We start from the raw sequence: 18087 nt of genomic DNA, 5'->3' as shown, positions 1-18087 counted from the left end.
GCGCTGCGACAATTGCATCGATCAGGAGATCCAGAGCCGCACGAGCCGTGCGGCTCGTCTCGTCCTCGCCGCTCAAATAGTGGCAGGCTCGTTCAAGGTGCAGGTGTGCGGCGGCAAAGTCGCTTGTCATAGGCATCTCCCTGTTGCCCGCCCGCCGGCAAGATGACCGCCTCGATTTAGCCAAAAGCAAATATCCACAGCCGGATTTGAATCAAATTGACCTGACTCACTGCATGCCGCGGAGCCGCTCCAGCGCCGTGGCCTGTGCCTCGCTTGCATCCTCCCCGAGGACCGCTAGGCCGTCGAGGATTGTGGTATCGGGACATAGTTCCTCGACGTCGCGCCGAGAGCGTCCGAGGGCGACTTGCCTTATATGTCCGGCCGGCTTCATGCGCTCTGTCCGACGCGCTGCGCCATCGCGGCTGAAGGCGCTGTGGCGGGTTTTCAGCGCGCTGCGGCGCATTGAATGAACCAATTGCAGGCGATGTGCCGCAAACTCCGTTCGCCCAATGCGCTACTTTTGAAATTTTCTCACTCTCTTAATTCTACAAACTCTCTAGATTTAACATAGATCGCTAGACCCAAGATCCTAAAATAGAGCGCTTGAGAGGGAGCCAGGAATGTCGAAAAAGCTCGTGGTGGGGCTGTCGGGCAACTTGACCCGGCCATCGAAGACCAAGGCGTTCGTCAGCCACATTGTCGGGCAGGCCGCCGAAAGCATCGGCGCGGCCTCGGCCGTCTTCGACATCGAGGATCTCGGCGCGTCCCTGCCGCAGGCAAGGCGCCTCGGCGACCTCGACCCCGCGGCGCGCAACATCGTCGAACGGCTGCTGGGCGCCGACATCCTGGTGGCCGGCTCGCCGACTTTCAAAGGCAGCTATACCGGGCTTTTTAAGCACTTCTTCGACCTGCTCGATCCGTCATCGCTGAGGGGCAAGCCCGTCATCCTCGCCGCGACCGGCGGCGGCGAGCGCCATTCGCTGATCGTCGAGCACCAGCTGCGGCCGCTGTTCGGCTTCTTCGAGGCGCTGACCGTACCGACCGCGATCTACGCCTCCGACAAGGACTTTGCCAATGGTGTTCTGGTGTCGGAAGCCATCCACGCCCGCGCCCGGCAGGCGGTCGCCGAGGCATGCCGGGTAACCGGGGTGCCCTACGGCGTCGGCCTTGCCGCCTGAACGCACCACTGACCCGAGATCCCCTTTCCGATCCGTCCAGGAGCACGCCGCGATGACCAGATCCACCAAATCCAGGCAAATCAAACTGGGCGCTTTCCTGCCCGGCGGCGGACAACATATCGCCGCCTGGCGCCACCCCGAGGCGCCGGCCGACGGCGCCACCAATTTCGAGTTCCACAAGCAGCTCGCCCTGATCGCCGAGCGCGGCCTGTTCGATGCCTATTTCCTCGCCGACAATCTGACGGTCGGGCTCGGCGCCCGCGAAGGCGGCAACGCCAAGATCGCTGGCTTCGAGCCAGTGACGCTGTTTGCTGCGCTGGCGCCGCTCACTACGCATCTCGGCTTCATCGCTACCGCCTCGACCACCTACGAGGAGCCCTACACGCTCGCCCGCAAATTCGCCTCGCTCGATCATCTGTCGAATGGCCGCGCCGGCTGGAACGTCGTCACCTCGGCCGGCGACGAAACAGCGCGCAACTTCAATCGCGAGACGCAGCCTGCCCACGCCGAGCGCTATGCCCGCGCGCATGAGCATGTCGAGACGGTCAAGGCGCTGTGGGACAGCTGGGAGGACGATGCCTTCATCCGCGACAAGAAATCGGGGCGCTTCTACGACAAGGACAAGCTCCACGACATCGACCACAAGGGCGCGCATTTCAGCGTGAAAGGGCCGCTCAACGTGCCGCGCCCGGTGCAGGGGCACCCGGTCGTGGTGCAGGCGGGGCAATCGGAAGACGGTCGCAAGCTCGCCGCCCACTCGGCGGAAGTCATCTTCACCGCCCATCAGAACCTGGCGTCGGGGCAGGAATTCTATCGCGATATCAAGGCGCGCGTGACGGCCGTCGGCCGCGATCCCGAGCAGGTGCTGATCATGCCGGGCGTGGCACCCTTCGTCGGCCGCACCGAAGAAGAAGCGCGCGCCAAGTACCAGCAACTGAACGATCTCATCCTGCCCGAAGACGGCGTCGCCCTGCTCAACGGGCTGGCCGGCCAGACGCTCGACATCACCGGCTATCCGCTCGATGGACCGCTGCCGCCGAGCAAGGAGACCGAAGGCATGAAGAGCCGCCAGGCGCTGATCCGCCAGATTGCCGACGAGCACAACTTCACCATCCGACAGCTCTACCAATGGGTGGCAACGGCCCGCGGCCATTATACCGTCATCGGCAGCGCCACGCAGGTCGCCGATCAGCTGGAGGAATGGTTCGGCAACGAAGCCGCCGACGGCTTCAACATCCTGCCGCCCTGGCTGCCCGGCGGGCTCGACGACTTCGTCGAGCTGGTGATTCCCGAGCTGCAGCGCCGCGGCCTGTTCCGCACCGCCTATGAAGGCAGGACGTTGCGCGAGAACCTCGGCCTCAGGCGGCCGGAAAACCCCTGGACCGCCGCCCGCTCGGCGGTGCTGGCCGCCGAATAATCCCGAGAAGCCCGATATTTTCCAAGCAGGAGGCAACACGATGACCTTGCAGCACATCGAACAGGCCGCCAGCCTCGGCACGCCTGACAGCACGACAAGCCTCGGCACGGACTTCCTGCGCCTCGGTGGCCGGGCGGGCATCCGCTTCCTGTCGCGCTACGGCGTCCTCATCGCTTTCCTCGCAATCTGGCAAGTGTCGAGCAGCGCGGGCTGGGTCAACGCGGCCGTGCTGCCGCCGATCGACATGATTGTCGCGGCACTTTGGAAGGGGCTGGTCGGCGGCACTCTGCTCAGCGACATCGCCATCAGCCTGCAGCGCGCCGGTCTCGCTTTCGCGGCCGCCGTGCTGGTCGCCATCCCGCTTGGCCTGTTCATGGGTCAGGTGCGCACGGTCGAGACCGCGCTCGATCCCATCCTGCAGGTCTTCCGCCAGACCTCGGCGCTGGCGCTCTATCCCGTCTTTATCCTGCTGCTTGGGCTCGGCGAAGCGTCCAAGGTATTCGTCATCTTCTGGGCGACGCTGTTCCCGCTGCTGCTCAACACCATCGGCGGCGTCAAGCAAGTCGATCCGAAACTGCTGGAGATGGCCCGCGTCCATGGTGCCAGGCAGCTCACCGTCTTCCGTCGCGTCGTGCTGCCCGGCGCCGTGCCGTCGATCTTCGTCGGACTGAGGCTCAGCGCCACCACGGCGCTGCTGCTGTTGATCGCTTCCGAAATGATCGGCGCCAACAAGGGCATCGGCTTCCAGGTGATGAACGCGCAATACAATTTCCAGATCCCGCTGATGTTTGCGGCAATCGTCATCCTCGCCGGCCTCGGCCTGATTGCAAACCAGGCGCTGGTCAGCCTGCAGCGCCGGCTCTGCCGCTGGAGCAATTCCGTCGACTGACCACCCGCCCTTACCAATCTCAACCAGGCCAGAACTCAAATCAGGAAAGACCCGGACCATGAAAATCTCCCGCCGTTCCCTGCTTGCTGGCGCGCCCTTCGCCGCCGGCGTTCTCACCGCCGGCCTGCCGCGCTTCGCCTTTGCCGAAGCGGCACCCGTCAATTTCCGCTCACTCGCCAGCCGTGGCAGCATCTCTCCGCATGAGTTGGCCGCCGAGCTCGGCTATTTCAAAGGCCTCGGTATCGAGGTCGAGAATGTCGGCTATTCCGGCGGCGGCCCGGAATCATTGTTTGCGCTGGCCTCCGGCAGCGTCGATATCGGCTCGGCTGCAACCGCAGCCGTGATCAACTCGATCTCCGGCGGCAACGACTTCGTCGCCGCCTATCCGAGCAACGGCATCAACAGCAAGGTGCGTAGCGTCTTCTACGTGCTGGACGACAGCCCGATCAAATCGATCGCCGACATCGCCGGCAAGACCATCGCCGTCAACACGCTCGGCGCCCATCTCGACTACACCGTGCGCGAGGCGCTGCACAGCGTCGGCCTGCCGCCGGATGCCGCCAATCTCGTCGTCGTGCCCGGACCGCAGCTCGAACAGACCTTGCGCTCCCGTCAGGTCGACATCGCGGCGCTCGGCTACTGGCAGGCGACGTTTGCCGGCGCCCTCGTGGACAACGGCGGCGTGCGTGGCGTGTTCAACGACACCGACGTGCTGGGCGAGCTGGCCGGCGGCTTCGTCGTGCTCAGGCGCGACTTCATCGCCGCGCATCCCGACGCCGCCCGCAATTTCGTCGAACAATCGGCGCGCGCCTCCGACTGGTCGCTGCAGAACCCCGACGAAGCGCGCAAGGTGCTGGCAAATATCCTCGACAAGCGCGGCGAGAACGGCGAGCTGGCGCGTTACTGGACCGGCTTCGGCCTGCGCCAGGGGGCCAAGGCGACGGACCGCGACATCGACTTCTGGGTCAGCGTGCTCGAGCGCGACGGCCGCCTGCCAAAGGGCAAGCTGAAGGCAGCGGACATCCTCTACCGGCCGGGCGAAACCAAGACCAACTGACAAAAGCAACCGACCAACCAGTTGGGAGACGCGCGCGATGAGCAGCACAAGCGGCGGTCAGGTCAGCATACGCGACCTGTCCAAATCGTTCAGCATCAGTGGGCGCTCGCTCGCCGTGTTGAGGACCCTCAACCTCGACATCCGCTCGGGCGAATGCCTTGTCATCGTCGGCGCCAGCGGATCGGGCAAGACCACGCTGCTGCGCATACTTGCCGGGCTGGAGGCCGCCGACAGCGGCGGCGTCGCTATCGACGGCAAGCCGGTGCACGGCGTCGGCGCCGAGCGTGCGGTGATTTTCCAGGAGCCGCGCCTGCTGCCCTGGCTGACCGTGCTCGGCAATGTCGCCTTCGGTCTCGAAGTGCGCGGCGTGCCGAAGGCGGCGGCCGAGGAAAGGGCGCACTTCTATATCGCGCTGGTCGGCCTCGCCGAATTCAGCGATGCCTTTCCCCGGCAGCTATCGGGCGGCATGGCACAGCGCGTCGGCATCGCCCGCGCCTTGACCGTGCAGCCCGAAATCCTGCTGCTCGACGAGCCGCTGGGCGCGCTCGACGCGATGACCAAGATCGGCATGCAGGAGGAACTGGCGCGCATCTGGAGCGAGGAGAACGTCACCATGGTGATGGTGACGCACGACCTCGAGGAAGCGATCTACCTTGCCGACCGGGTACTGATCCTGCCCAAGGAGAAAGGCGGCGCGGCGCGGCTGATCGACATCGACCTGCCCCGCCCGCGCGAGCGCAGCGAAAGCCGCTTCGTACGTTACCGCGAGGAACTGCTGCGCGAATTCGGCCTGCACTGAAAGCCGCCTAAGATCCCCGCCCCGCGCTTTCCTGGAACCGGATTCCCCGCCCCCGCATTTCCTTAACCGGGAGGCGAAGGAGCGCGGCATGAAAGCCTTGTTCGCAATCTTTGGCGGCTTCGTGCTGACGCTTGCCGTATTCGCCAGCGGCCTCGCCTTCGCCACCTGGCTTCTAATAGCCAAGCCGGTACGGCCGGCCGCCCCGGTCTCCAGCGTCGCCGAACTGTGGACCAGGGACCCGCGACCGGTGAACCCGGCCTCGCAGCGCCTCGAGCGCCTCCCGGCCCGCCCGGTCCCCGTTCGCACCTCGGAAGTCGATCGCACCTCGAAACCCGCCGATGCCGCCGCAGCGTCGACAACCGACATCACCGCGACCGGCTCTATCCAGCCACCAGCGGAAGAGCAGCAGACGCTGCCCGCCGCTCATGTCGAATGGTGCGCCAGCCGCTACCGCTCCTACAGGCCGGACGACAACCACTACACATCCTACAGCGGACAACAGCGCCCCTGCATCTCGCCCTATCTCGGCGCCGCCGATGACGGCAGCTATTTCGAGGCGAGCGATAGGTCGTCGGTGGAGGGCTACCCGCCATCGGATGAACCCGGCGCCGCCGAGCTCTCATTCGACCACGTGCAATACTGCTTCAGCCGCTACCGGTCATATCGACCGGAGGACAACAGCTATCAGCCGTATTCGGGCGGGCCGCGCAGGCAGTGCGAGTAGGCAGGCCGTGGGGTGGCTGGCGGCCGCAGTGCATAGCGCCTTGCGCGACCCCACCCAACGATCACGCAGATTTCTTGGATCGTTCGGGTTGGCGCGGCGTTCATCCGATATCCAAAGGAGAAATCAACATGGGCGACGACCGGGAAGACAAGATTCGTGAGCGCGCATACCAGATCTGGGAACGCGAAGGCGGGATCGATGGCGATCCCGAGCGGCACTGGCACCGGGCCGAGGCCGAGATCGACAGGGAGGCGGCCCTGCCACTGACGGCAGGCGATGCCCTGCCGGAAACCCGCGAGGTCGCGAGCTCCGACGTTTTGACGGTGGAGGCCCTGGCGGTGCGCACCGGCATATCGGGCGAACAGGCGCAGGAGCTGATCGACAGGCTGGGAAACGACAGGGCGGCTATCGAACAAGCCGCGCGCAACCTTAAGGGGAAGCAGCGGCTCGGGGAGTGACAGATGATCAGAAAACTCAAAGACGGAAAATACCGCCTCTATTCGCGCAAGAAGGACGAAAAGACCGGCAAGCGCCGCAATCTCGGCACCTTCGATACCCGCGAGGCCGCCGAAAAGCACGAACGCGAGGTGCAGTATTTCAAGAGGCATTGAGGGGGCGTTGGTGCCCGCCAGCCAGTCGCGCGGCATGCCCCTGGCGGAACCTGAATTCCAGCTCGTAAGAAGCCGTCGCGAAGCCGCTACAGCGTTATCAGGCGATCGGCTGGCCTAATAGGGCGATGCCGTGCAGTGGGCAAAGTTCGGCCTGCGTGGGCTGCGATTGCGACGTCGGCGCCTTAAGGCTTGGCTGTTCTGCCCTGGCAACGGCAACGCTGTTCCCCTTCGCCAGCCAGCTTATCGCTCTGTCGCTCAACGCAGTCGCTCCGACGATCACGACAGTGGCCGAAAGCTGATGCTCGAACCACACTCATTTCAGTTGCGGCGTGCCTCCCAGTTTTGATCTCGAGGCATTTCGACTTGATCCATGTGCATGACCTCAGTCTGGTCAGGCGGGACTATGCCGGCGCGAATGTCTCCGGCGATATACAATAATTCCTTATAGGGAATATACCTGCTATCATTATACCCATGAATCAGAGAGACAATATTGCATCGAAAGATGGCACCTTCGTCGATGCAGTTCGCGTCGGCAGCGGCGAGGCTGGCCGTGTAGTTGGCATATCACTGAAAACCTTGCGGCAGGCTCTCGGACTGACCCAATTGGAGCTTGCACAACGGTTGGGCGTAGGCCAAGCCGCCGTCTCGAAAATCGAACAGCGGGGCGATGTTCAGATTTCTTCCCTTCAACGATATGTCGAAGCATTGGGCGCGCGCTTGCGTATCGATGCTGTCTTCCCAGCTGTGTCCGACGCTCTCGCCGATACCTTGAGAGCATACCAAGATGATCATGACCAATATGTATTGCCGATCTTCGACGATGACCTCAGGTCGCGTCGCGATCTTGTTCTAAGTATTAAACCCGAGTACTCCAAAAAGATTCTGGTCGGCAAGAAAACAGTCGAACTTCGGCGCAGGTTTCCATTAGCTACCCCTCGAGGAACTGTCGCTTATATCTATTCGACGTCGCCAGTGCGCGCGCTTGTTGGCGCCGCTGAAATCCGTGGTATCGAACGGTTGCCGATCAAAACCCTGTGGCAACGCCATGGCAGGTCGGCCTCGATTCGTAAGGCCGATTTCGACTCCTATTTTGGGGGGCTGGATGAAGGCTACGCTCTGACGATGGTGAAGCCACGGCTGTTTTCTCGGCCCCTCGATTTAGCGGAATTGAGGGAGCGATTTGGGTTTAAGGCACCGCAGTCATTTTTGTACGCAAAGCCCAGTCTGCAAAGAGCGCTCCAGAATGAGCCGTCAAACTTATCTAATTGATACTAATGTCATAATTTTTCTAGAAGATAACAGAACGGTCGAACCGGCCTTCGCTGCGTTCACTAGTCTCGCCGCCAAGCATAAAGTGGACATATTTGTCCATGAGGCCGCGCGAGATGATATTGGCCGGGACACTGATGCAAGGCGCCGCCGTATCTCCCTAAGCAAGCTCGACAAGTTCCAGACGCAAGTTAAGGTTCGCGGTCTGACAGCCGCACAGCTTCAAGCCGAATTCGGCTCTTTGCCGCGCCCGAATGACGTGGTCGATGCAACGCTGCTACATGCCCTAGCCATTAGGGCTGCCGACTTTGTTGTTACGCAGGACCGTGGGTTCCATGATCGTGCGCGTCGTCATTCGCCCGAGCTCGGACGTCGAGTACTCTTTGTGGCAGATGCCGTGCAGCTGCTCCGTACAACCTTCGAGCCTGTCGAGGCTCCAGTCCGATATGTCGAAGAGGTTTCAGCCCATTCCATCCCGCTCACTGACACGATTTTCGATAGCCTGCGCGAAGACTATAAAGACTTCGATGCTTGGTGGACCGAGAAATGCGTCAAACAGCACCGTCCATGCTGGATCGTAGACGATGGCGGCGTGGCCGGCATTCTCGTACGGAAAGATGAAATCGGCGCGGATACAGATGCAACCCAAAAAGCTGCGAAGATCCTGAAGATTTGCACGTTCAAAGTCCGGCCGGAGAAACGCGGCTTCAAGATCGGTGAGCTGTTGCTCAAAAAGGCTTTCTGGTTCGCCCAGCGGAATCGTTACAATCTCATCTATGTCACGACCTTTGAGACCCAACCCACTCTGATCGATCTCCTGGAATATTTTGGGTTCCAGCATACCGCAACAAAGGAAGATGAGGAGCGGATCTACGAGAAAATGCTGTCGCCTGCTGCACTCCCACCCGTTCCCAGCCAAAGCAGCTTTGACACACACCGCCTGAACTATCCTCGCTTTGTGGTTACTGAGGAGACCGAGGCCTTCGGGATCCCGATACAAGAAGCCTACCACGACGTTCTTTATCCGGACCTTCGCCAGCTTGTGCAGTTTGAATTGTTCGATCCACAAGGCCGCGGTGGAGGCCCCAAACGACCTGGAAACACCATCCGCAAGGTCTATCTTTGCCGCGCGCCGTCCAACCTGGGTGCCCCTGGGGCACTGCTAATGTTCTACAAGGGAAAATCCGACCTCAAGCCATCACAGGCGATTACGGCAATTGGCATTTTGGAAGATATGAGGCTCGCGGAATCGACCCGCGATCTTTTATTGATGACTGGTGGTCGCTCCGTCTACAGCGAGAAGGACCTTGAGGCTTGGCAGGCGACGCCAACGCGTCCCGTTAAGGTGATTAATTATCTCCTAGCCGCATACATGGAGCCCGCAATCCCGATCGCTCGGCTCAGACAGATGGGAGTCTTTGGTGCCCATCCTCCACAGTCGATCTTTCGGATCACGACAGCAAAGTTACGACAGCTGTTGGCCGGTCGTGATCTCGGATTCACGCCATGACAAACCGACGCGTTGTCATCGCTTTGCGGCTAGTGACGCATCATGCGCAAAACCGGTACAGCTTAAATGGCCTGGCCGGCGGCTAGGATACCGCCTCTTTGATTAGGAGTCATAACGGCGCTTGGGTTCTGGCCCACTCTCCACTCCTCAGCGCACCGCCCGGCGCCGGCCCTCCACCGTATCAAGCCGTTCCTGCAAATGCCCATTCAGCACAATCATCTCCTTGAGCGCCTTCACCGCATCGCCCTGGTGCTGGGCAATGAACTTGTCGGCGATGGCCTGCAGGGCTGCCTCCTGGCGGCTGTCCAGCCTCACGATGTGGTCCATGACGACGGCTCCGATCGTTCCTGTTGAAATTGAACAAAACGGGAACAAAAACGTCAAGAGCGAATTGACTCTGCGAGGAATGCCTTCCTATTTGTCAGTAGGCGGGGCGGTTGCTCACAAATCGAGGAGAGCCGCGATGGGCAGACGAAAAAGCCGGTTCGACAGGCTGTCGGCGAGGGATGCGGAGGCGATCATCAGGGACACTTTGAGCCTGCGCCGGACGGTGCTGTCGTCGCAGCTGCATCTGAAGGCGCATGGCGAGCTGTTCTGGCAGCTTTGCGGGTTTGTCGAGAAATTGCACGAGGTGCTGGCCAGCGTCGCGGAGAAGGAGCCCGATTATCGGATGGCGGAGCTTGGCCTGCTTCCGCTGCCCGAGGATTACTCGACCCGGAAATGAGCCATGGCCGGGCCGATGGACAGCGTTGGGCGTGCCGCCAAGGCCAACATGCTGCTCATCGTGGAGTGCGGCCATTGCTACCACGTCGGACGCTTCAGGGCGAATGACGTGGCCCAGGTGGTGGGCTGGAGCAAGCCGCTGGAAGCGATCAGGTTCAGGTGCAAGCGATGCAGCCGCAAGGACACGACGGTGAAGACGCAGTTCATCGACCAGGATCATCCGCCCAAGGGCTACATCTGGGTGCTGCAGAAGTTCAAGCGCTAAAACAACGAGCCTTGCACCGGCGTCTGCTGCGGAAACTTGATCTGCGTCGCCGGCTTATCGACGATCACCAGCGCATCATCGGGCGCCGTGCGCTGCAGGTGCCTTGCCTCGGACCATGGCGCGGTGAGCCAGGCCTCGGTTTCTTCCGGCGTGGTCAGGATCACCGGCATTGCCTTTTCGTGGATCGGCGCGATCAGCGCGTTGGGCTGGGTCGTCATGAAGCCATAGACCTGGTGATCGGCGGGGCCGTCCTTCACCTTGCGAAGGCCATGCCAGCGCGTCCACAGGCCGGCAAAGAAGAACAGCGGGCGGTCCTCGCCGAGTGCAAACCAGTAGTTGCGCTGGATGCCGGTCTCGGGGTCCTTGTCGCCGGGCGTCGGGCTGGGCTCGGCAAAGCTGGTGACGGGCACCACGCAGCGGTTCTCAATGCCGAGATATTGCTGCCAATGGCCGTATTGCGGATTGCGGATATTGGTGGTGCCATAGTCGGCCTTGCCCTTCACCCGCTCCAGTGGCGTCGGCATGCCCCACAGCAGATTGGCCAATTCGCGTTCGCCGTCCGGCGTGTTGCGCACCACAGGGCCGGGCTGGTTGGGATAGATATCGATGGAGGGTTCGAGATTGCCGAGGATGTCGCGCAAGGCGCGGGTCCACTGGCGGATGGCCTCCTGGCTGGTCGTGATGTTGTAGAGATTGCACATTTCAGGCCGTTCCCGGATGCTCAGGCATCTTGTTGGAAACGGCCTGGAATTTCCAGCGCTGTGCGTCGGGTTGCTGACACGGCAGGCCGTGTCAGCAATGGTTTGTGAGACCTACCGCGCCGATTGTCTCATAGCTTGTGCGGCGACTGCCGCGAGAAAAGCCCTCGCCGCGGCATCGCAGGCCGCTCGAGACGGGCCTTTGGCGAAAAGAAGAAGCTCGGCGGCTCGAATGTTGAGCCCGTGCTTCCTTGCGAATGTGGCTAGATCGTAAGGCTTGTTGTCGTAAGGTTCGTCGTCGTAGTCGATCGTCAGATCGTAGTTTTCTTTCATTTTCTTCCTCCCTTTAGCGATCTCCCCCCTCCTGTCGCTAACGCAAAATTAACGTCGATGGCGGCGGGCGAGTCCACCAATCAGAGATTGTGTAAAAAACGTACGAGCTCGCATGCTCGCCCTCGCAACGGGCCTGCGAGCAATCGCCGCGGACCGGACCGGTCGAAAGTGCCGATTATGATGGCAATGTTGGAAAGGCTGCCACGGCCTGGTGCTACGGGGTGTCCGCGACGCCTAGCGTGCCTAAATAGCCGGCATTTTCATCTTCCAGGCCCCGGTCCGCAGCCGGCCTCGTTGGGTCCGGCTAAAGGATAAATCCGGCTAATAACACCGTAAGGAGTAGTGACAGCGGAACGGCCGCAAGACACCAGATCTCCAACGTGTTGTTTTGCAGCGGGTCCATCATCAGCCTCACTTTTTGGTTTGTCATTGTGACACTAACGGTTGATCGGAGGTAGCGGTTCCAAGCGACGCCGTTCATAGAGCGCTGCCTGTGCTGCATATTAGCAACAGCTTGACGACCGCTGCGTACCGCTTGGACAACTTCACTGGCGCCGGTGGATGCGTATTCCCTCGGCATCAGTCGTGCGGGGATCGATCGCCGCCCATGATCAGCGCCGAGCCGGTCATGCCCCGGAACCCAATGGCTGCATCTATCTCCGGCCGAAGTTTCGCTACCACCGAACCGATCCGATGTTCACTCCAGCCAGCGATGCGCGTTTACAGGGACCTAAGTCTGACCTGCCTGCGCAATGGTCTTGTGTAGGGCCGGCGTCGGGAACAACTGCGCCCGTCTTCAGTTGATGGCGTCACCTCCTCGAGGAGACATCGGCGCAGAATCAGTCCCTTCATGCGCTGATTAGGGTCCGTCTGCCATTGCTGGATTTGGCAGGCGGACCCTTGGTTCTGTACGCTCCAGATGGAAAGCGGGTAAGCTCGGGATCACTCATCATCCCAGAAATCCCGTAGAGACGTATGGCGGAGGTCTTCCTCGCCCCTGAGATGCTTGACCTGAATTGACATCCGAGACGACCTCCCAGCGCGCACGCAGCGGGGTCGCCCTCAGCCTTCCAGCGCCTCGTGCTGGTAAAGCTCGTCCATGCTGAGCGTCGCAAGTGCGGCGAACGGCGCCTGCTTTTTCACGCGGCCGTGGCTCAGGATCACGACGTCGTCGCAGAACGAGATGGTGCTGCGATGATGGCTGATGACAATGGTGGTGCGGCGGCCGGCGCGCGACTTGAGCGTCTCGACGATTGCCGCTTCCGACAGGCCGTCCACCGCATTGGTGGCTTCGTCGAGGATGAGGATGTCGGGATCGCGCACCAGGGCCCTGGCCAGCGCGATCCGCTGCCGCTGTCCCGCCGAGAGATTGACGCCACGATAGCCGACGACCGTCCAATAACCCTGCGGCAGTTGCTCGATGAAGTCATGCGCTTCGGCCAGCCTTGCGGCGCGCTCGGCGTCGTTGGCCGAGGCGGTGTCCTGGCCATAGATTATGTTGTCGAAAATCGTGCCGTCGACCAGCTCCAGCTCCTGGCTGGCAAGCGCGATATGTTTTCGCCATTGGCCGGGGTCAATATGGTCCAGAGGCGATCCATCAACGAGAATCCTGCCGCTATTCGGTTCGACGAAGCGGCACAAAAGATTGACGATCGTCGTCTTACCGGCGCCCGACCGGCCGATCAGCGCGGTCGAGCGGCCGCTGCGGAGGTCGAAGCTCGCCGCATGCAGCACCACCGCGCGCTGTTCCGAACCAGAATAGGTAAAGGTGACGTCCTCGAACTTGATGCCTTGGCTGAGCCCAGGGAACGCTGCGCTGCCTTGCGGCGGCGCGGGCTTGCCGGATGGGTCCAGCATCCACGTCACCTCTTCAAGCGATCCGCTCAGGCCTTGCAGCTGGCTCCAGGCCATTTGCAGCGACCGCATATAGGGCTGCAGCCTGTAGAGCAGGATGACGAAGGCGACGATCAGCGGGAAGGAAACATTGGCGAACCAGGCGCCGATCACCACCGCCAGGAACAGCATGGCGTGCAGAACCTCGGTCAGCGGCGGCAAAGCTCCCTGACGCGTCAAAAGCACGAACGCCGCCCGGCGCACCGCATCCGATGCCTGGTCGAATGCCGCCTTCTCGCGTTGCTCCTGGCCAAAAATGCGGATCAGCCGCCCGGCATGCACCAGATGCAGCATCTGCGATGCGAGCTGGCTGTTGCGGGAGGCGACGCTGCGGCTCGGCGCCTTCAGATTGGCCGACAGCATGGCGTGCGCGACCTGGACGAGGGCCAGCCCCAGCGTGACCAGCAGCGTCATTTGCCACGACAGAAGCAGCAGGAAGGCCAATAGGATGATTGCGGCCGATGCATTGACGATTGCCCCCAACGTGATCTGGATGGCATCCGAGGCCCGCCAGGATTCGTTGGAGATGATGTTGAGCAGCCGTCCGGGGCTTTGCTGTAGGAAGAACGGGTAGCCCACCCGCAGCAGCTGCTCCGACAGCGCGCTGCGGATCGAATGGCTTGCCTTGCCATAGATAAAGGTGGTCAGCAGCGTGTTGGCAAAGGCGAACAGATTCTTCAGCACGATCGAGCCGAGAATGGCGACCGAAATGACGATCAGCCGGTCGCGCTCGCTCAAGCTCGATCCGACATGCTGGAAGACGGCGGAGAAGCCAGCCATGCCGGTCTGCCCCTGTTGCCCCATGATTATGTTCAGCAACGGGATAATCAGGCCGATGCCGAAGCCTTCAAGCGCGGCGCTGAGCAGCCCGAGCACCACCACGGCCGGAAGCAGGCGCAACTGCTTTCTCCCCAGCGCGCGGCGCAGCATCGGCAGGCTGGGCGGCATCAGTCGCATGATGGCCGATCACCTTGCCTCGGCATTTGCCTGTTGCTCCTGTCGCATTTGCGCCGGCTGCGGCGATTTCGCCAGCAAAAGCACCGCGAACTTGGCCGCGCCGAGCAAATTCATGCCGACGATCGGCCAGTGCGACAGCTTGAGTTCACGGTCGAACAGAGGGCCTTTCACCAGTTCGCGCAAGGCCGCCCTCATCGACCAGTAGCAATGGCGAAGCAGCCACGGCGCGTGGCGGATATGTTTCAGGCAAAGCCCGCCATTGCCCATGCTGTAGTCGCGGTGCAGCTTCTCGATGGCCTTGCGGTCGCGCCGGCCGTGATGGTGATAGATAGTCATGTCGGGCACGTATTCGACCGGGATCCCAAGTAGCACCGCCCGCACTAGATAGTCCGTATCCTCTGCGGAGCGCAGCGGGCCGCCGGCGCCGAACCGTTCGTCGAAACGGCCGATGCGGGTGGCAACATCGCGGTGCATCGTCATGTTGCAGCCAAGCACGAAGCCGCCGGGATGGACGTCTGGGGTAAGCCGCGCGCGCACCGGCGACCGCTTTATGGTGAACGGCAGGTCGCGGGGGTCGCCGATCTCGACCCGCCCACCGCGGATGACCCGTTCGCCGGCCGCATAGTGCCGCTGCAGATCGCGCAAATAATCCTTGTGGACAGCGCAATCATCGTCGACGAAGACCAGCACGCGGCCCCGCGCGCGCTCCAGCCCGGCGTTGCGCGCGGCCGCCAATCCGGGTCGCGGCTCGCGAATGGCCGTGAACGGAATGTCAGAAAGTTCGGCTATGCCGGCCAGCCGCTCTGCTGTGCAGTCGGTCGAGCCATTGTCGACAACCACCAGTTCGGCAGAGAAGGCGGCGTAGGCGCGGCACGCGGCCTGGATCGACTTTATGCAAGGCTCGAGCACGTTGACGCGGTCGCGTGTGCAGACAATGAAGCTGACCTCCGGTGCCGGCCCGTGCTGCGGCCGGGGCGACATGGCCGCCGGCACCGTCGAGCGGCCGCGCTGCTGGAGCTGATGGGATTTGACGAACATGCGCTGCTAGCTCAACTGGTTCGAAGGCAAAACCGCCGCGGCCGGCACGGACTGCAGATACCGCGACAAGGCATCCACCTGCCTGGTGACCGACATCGAGGCGAGACTGAAGCGCGGCGCGAAGGCACCGGTGCGAAACACGTACTGCTCGCGCCGCCGGATGAGTTTCCATTTCGCCGTCCGCGTCAGGAATTCGTGCATCAGCAGCGGCTGCCTTTCCCCCGATATCAGCTGGTAGAGGAAATAGAACAGGTTCAGCGTGCCGGCCTGGTAGCTCGGCCTCGTCTCGGCCGGCAGTGCGGAAATCCTTTCTTCCAGCGCAAGGATCCATTCGGCGGCACGGCGAACCGTGTCCATCGACAGGACCTCACCGATGTCGCGGAGGCCCTGCGTCTCTTGTGCGAGCCCTTCGCGCTCGAGGTTCTCGGCGACGATCTTCAAATGGGTCCTGCGCATTTCGCGCTTGTGCCTGTTGGTCACGCTGTCGTCATGGATACGATAGGCGATCAGGCTTTCGGGGATCATGGCCGCCGGGTAGCGGTCGGTCAGCCGCCTGAACAGGTCGAAATCCTCGGCATGCTTGTATCTGGTATCGTAATATAGAACATCTTCTTCTATGACCTTCCTGTTGTAGACGACCGTGGAATGCATGAAGATCGTGAAGAACATCGACAGTATTCGCAGGATATTGTCCTGGAATATCGGATCGGGCGAACCCCTGACGATGCGGTTGCCGAGCAAGGTATCGAAACCCGCGCCGCATAGAGCCAGGTCAGGCTGCTGGTTGAACAGCGCGACCTGCCGCGACAGGCGCTGGGGATAGGCGATGTCGTCGGCGTCCATCCTGGCGACCACATCGCCGCGCGCCACGGCCAGGCCTTCGTTCAAAGTTGCGATCAGGCCACGGTTTTCGCGTGAGATGATCGAGATGCGATTGTCGGCCTGGCGGTATTTCTGCAGGATCTGCAGCGAGTTGTCGGTCGAGCCGTCATCGATGGCGATGATCTCCAGACGCTCGTAATCCTGGCGCAGGACGCTGCCCAGCGCAGCGGCGAGATAAGGTCCCGCATTGTAGATCGGCAGCAGAACGGAAACCAAGGGAGCAGCAGCCATGATCAGCTCCGATCGGTTCGGTGCAGCTTGCGCGGCAAGGGTGACGTGCCACCATCAAGTGGCCTGCCCGGATATGCTCCCGCCGCGAGCCATCCGGCATTGCCCACGTCCATGCCTGCCGAGATGGCGCCGCGGCCTTTTCCAGCAACATAGGGGAAGTGGCGCTTGAGGCTGTTGAGCGGCTTTTCGAAAAGCAGCCACGAAACCGAAGCCAGCATGAGCGTCGCAGTTCCCGCGACCAGGAACCGCCCCGGCCCTTGCTCCGAGACGTTGAGCGGGATCCAGGGCTGGGACTTAACGACCAACGCCAGCACTATCGGATGGTAGAGATAGACGCCGTAGCTGATGCAGCCAAGGCCAAGCAGCGGCGGCAGTTCGAGAAGTTTTCCGATATAGCCGCCAACCCCTGTCGAACAGCTTGCAACGATGACCACCAGCGGTACGAGAGGCAGTATCTGCAACAGCAGCCAGAGGCCCCATTCCTGCACCGGATTTGCCGGCGCCGGCGCAAACCACTGCAGAACGAAAAACGCCACCGCGAGCCCCGGCCAGCCATTTCGAAGCCATTGCGGCAAGCCGGCTGTTCTTGACCGGTAGGCGGCGAGCAGCGCGCCTGACGCCAGTGCATCCATCGACGCCGGCGGCAGCAGGTCGCGCGCCAAACCAGGCGTTCCAGCGATCGGCCAATAAAACCGATAGGCCAGCGACAGCACGATAACGCCGATGCAGATCGCTTCGAGGCGCTGGCGCGGCGCCAGCAGGACGATCAGCGGCCAGGCGATATAGAACTGCTCCTCGATGCTCAGGCTCCAGAAATGGCAGAGCAGCCAGGGCGTCCATTCATTCTGCGCCGCGTACCAGAAATTCGACAGATAGAACGCATGCCAGGCCAGCGATCCTCTGGACTGCTCCAGGTCCACCAGCCAGACGAAACCCAGCACGGCGAAATAAGGCGGGAATATCCGCAGCGCCCGCCTGATATAGAAGGATTTCAGCGCCGGTCCGGTTTCGAATTCGGCGGTCGAGCGGGCTTCGAGCAGCAGGCGGGTGATCAGAAAGCCGCTCAGCACGAAGAACAGACGCACGCCGATATGGCCCCAGAACGAGGACCCTCCAGCCGCGAAGAAATGGGAATACAGCACCATCGTCACGGCGATGGCCCTCAGCGCGTCCAATTGGGTGTCGCGCGCATTTCCCATTAGTGACGTACGCCGGCGGGACGGCGAAACTGCCAATCGGTCAATATAGCGGCTTCGTTCACGGCGCATTCCAATCGGAAGCGCCCCCCTTGCGCAGAATAGGACCACCATTGTGCAACGCAACACAAAAAGTTGACACATTTGAAACAGGAACGTGAGGCACGGCTAATAAAAGCCAAAAAACAGCAGGAACCAGCCCGAATTGTCCATTTTTGACGATTTTCTCGCACTGCCTTGGCCCGCCGATATCGGCGGCAGGGTGCTGCGATGCAGCATGTTCGCCGCCATCACGGGCGCGCAAGATCTGGGTCTGGACACAGATGCCCCCCACAGGACCGGCCGGCAACCGACGCTCGGCGACCTTTTTGCTGCGCTGGCGCGGCTGCTGTTAACGCGACAACAGTGGAGCAA

At 61.9% G+C, this 18087-nt stretch carries 19 protein-coding genes; 12 read left to right on the top strand and 7 right to left on the bottom strand.

Going from position 1 to position 18087, the window contains the following annotated elements:
* Positions 1–620: 620 nt before the first annotated feature.
* The 10 genes from msuE to NKI24_RS04885 all read left to right on the top strand — a co-directional run bounded on the left by msuE (position 621) and on the right by NKI24_RS04885 (position 9457).
* Positions 621–1178, top strand: a complete 558-nt coding sequence (gene msuE, locus NKI24_RS04930; RefSeq protein ID WP_023677302.1) for an FMN reductase — start codon at positions 621–623, stop codon at positions 1176–1178.
* 52 nt (positions 1179–1230) lie between these two features.
* Positions 1231–2595, top strand: coding sequence for an LLM class flavin-dependent oxidoreductase (locus NKI24_RS04925; RefSeq protein WP_352451454.1), 1365 nt, complete (start codon positions 1231–1233; stop codon positions 2593–2595).
* Positions 2596–2635: 40 nt separating this feature from the next.
* Positions 2636–3484 carry an ABC transporter permease gene (locus NKI24_RS04920; protein ID WP_352743705.1) on the top strand — a complete coding sequence of 283 codons (849 nt, stop codon included), beginning with the start codon at positions 2636–2638 and terminating at the stop codon, positions 3482–3484.
* 58 nt (positions 3485–3542) lie between these two features.
* Positions 3543–4541: an ABC transporter substrate-binding protein gene (locus NKI24_RS04915; RefSeq protein ID WP_352743703.1), complete on the top strand. Its 999-nt coding sequence runs from the start codon at positions 3543–3545 to the stop codon at positions 4539–4541.
* Between the two features lie 37 nt (positions 4542–4578).
* A complete protein-coding gene (locus NKI24_RS04910; RefSeq protein WP_352451457.1) occupies positions 4579–5340 on the top strand; it encodes an ABC transporter ATP-binding protein in 762 nt (253 codons plus the stop codon).
* An 88-nt stretch (positions 5341–5428) separates the two neighbouring features.
* On the top strand, positions 5429–6064 hold the full coding sequence (locus NKI24_RS04905; RefSeq protein WP_352451458.1) for a BA14K family protein: 636 nt from the start codon (positions 5429–5431) through the stop codon (positions 6062–6064).
* 128 nt (positions 6065–6192) lie between these two features.
* Positions 6193–6522, top strand: coding sequence for a DUF2934 domain-containing protein (locus tag NKI24_RS04900; protein ID WP_352451459.1), 330 nt, complete (start codon positions 6193–6195; stop codon positions 6520–6522).
* Between the two features lie 3 nt (positions 6523–6525).
* Positions 6526–6675 (top strand): hypothetical protein, encoded by a 150-nt coding sequence (locus NKI24_RS04895; RefSeq protein WP_023677295.1) that lies wholly within the window; start codon positions 6526–6528, stop codon positions 6673–6675.
* A gap of 474 nt (positions 6676–7149) precedes the next feature.
* Complete coding sequence (locus NKI24_RS04890) at positions 7150–7947, top strand: helix-turn-helix domain-containing protein (RefSeq protein ID WP_352451460.1); 798 nt, start codon at positions 7150–7152, stop codon at positions 7945–7947.
* A complete protein-coding gene (locus NKI24_RS04885) occupies positions 7922–9457 on the top strand; it encodes a GNAT family N-acetyltransferase (RefSeq protein WP_352743699.1) in 1536 nt (511 codons plus the stop codon). The genes NKI24_RS04890 and NKI24_RS04885 overlap by 26 nt, the downstream gene beginning before the upstream one ends.
* 147 nt (positions 9458–9604) lie before the next feature.
* Here the strand turns inward: NKI24_RS04885 and NKI24_RS04880 are convergent, their stop codons facing one another.
* Positions 9605–9784 (bottom strand): hypothetical protein, encoded by a 180-nt coding sequence (locus NKI24_RS04880; protein ID WP_352451462.1) that lies wholly within the window; start codon positions 9782–9784, stop codon positions 9605–9607.
* A 136-nt stretch (positions 9785–9920) separates the two neighbouring features.
* Between NKI24_RS04880 and NKI24_RS04875 the strand changes: the two genes are divergently transcribed.
* On the top strand, positions 9921–10181 hold the full coding sequence (locus tag NKI24_RS04875; protein ID WP_352451463.1) for a hypothetical protein: 261 nt from the start codon (positions 9921–9923) through the stop codon (positions 10179–10181).
* A gap of 3 nt (positions 10182–10184) precedes the next feature.
* Entirely contained in the window at positions 10185–10445 is a 261-nt protein-coding gene (locus NKI24_RS04870; RefSeq protein ID WP_352451464.1) for a hypothetical protein, read from the top strand.
* Here NKI24_RS04870 and NKI24_RS04865 read toward each other — a convergent pair.
* From NKI24_RS04865 to NKI24_RS04840, 6 genes are all read right to left on the bottom strand, one after another.
* On the bottom strand, positions 10442–11146 hold the full coding sequence (locus NKI24_RS04865; protein WP_352451465.1) for an SOS response-associated peptidase: 705 nt from the start codon (positions 11144–11146) through the stop codon (positions 10442–10444). The genes NKI24_RS04870 and NKI24_RS04865 overlap by 4 nt on opposite strands.
* Positions 11147–11257: 111 nt before the next feature.
* On the bottom strand, positions 11258–11476 hold the full coding sequence (locus tag NKI24_RS04860) for a hypothetical protein (RefSeq protein WP_292659780.1): 219 nt from the start codon (positions 11474–11476) through the stop codon (positions 11258–11260).
* A 1062-nt stretch (positions 11477–12538) separates the two neighbouring features.
* Positions 12539–14326 carry an ABC transporter ATP-binding protein gene (locus tag NKI24_RS04855; protein ID WP_502901434.1) on the bottom strand — a complete coding sequence of 596 codons (1788 nt, stop codon included), beginning with the start codon at positions 14324–14326 and terminating at the stop codon, positions 12539–12541.
* Between the two features lie 9 nt (positions 14327–14335).
* Complete coding sequence (locus NKI24_RS04850; protein ID WP_502901433.1) at positions 14336–15364, bottom strand: glycosyltransferase family 2 protein; 1029 nt, start codon at positions 15362–15364, stop codon at positions 14336–14338.
* A 6-nt stretch (positions 15365–15370) separates the two neighbouring features.
* On the bottom strand, positions 15371–16477 hold the full coding sequence (locus NKI24_RS04845; RefSeq protein WP_352743696.1) for a glycosyltransferase family 2 protein: 1107 nt from the start codon (positions 16475–16477) through the stop codon (positions 15371–15373).
* A gap of 2 nt (positions 16478–16479) precedes the next feature.
* Positions 16480–17676, bottom strand: coding sequence for an acyltransferase family protein (locus tag NKI24_RS04840; RefSeq protein WP_352743694.1), 1197 nt, complete (start codon positions 17674–17676; stop codon positions 16480–16482).
* Positions 17677–18087 lie beyond the last annotated feature (411 nt).

Source organism: Mesorhizobium sp. M0701 (assembly GCF_040320365.1).
Taxonomy (GTDB): Bacteria; Pseudomonadota; Alphaproteobacteria; order Rhizobiales; family Rhizobiaceae; genus Mesorhizobium.
The sequence above is the reverse complement of the archived record's forward strand: the minus strand, read 5'-3'. Positions and strand labels throughout refer to the sequence as shown.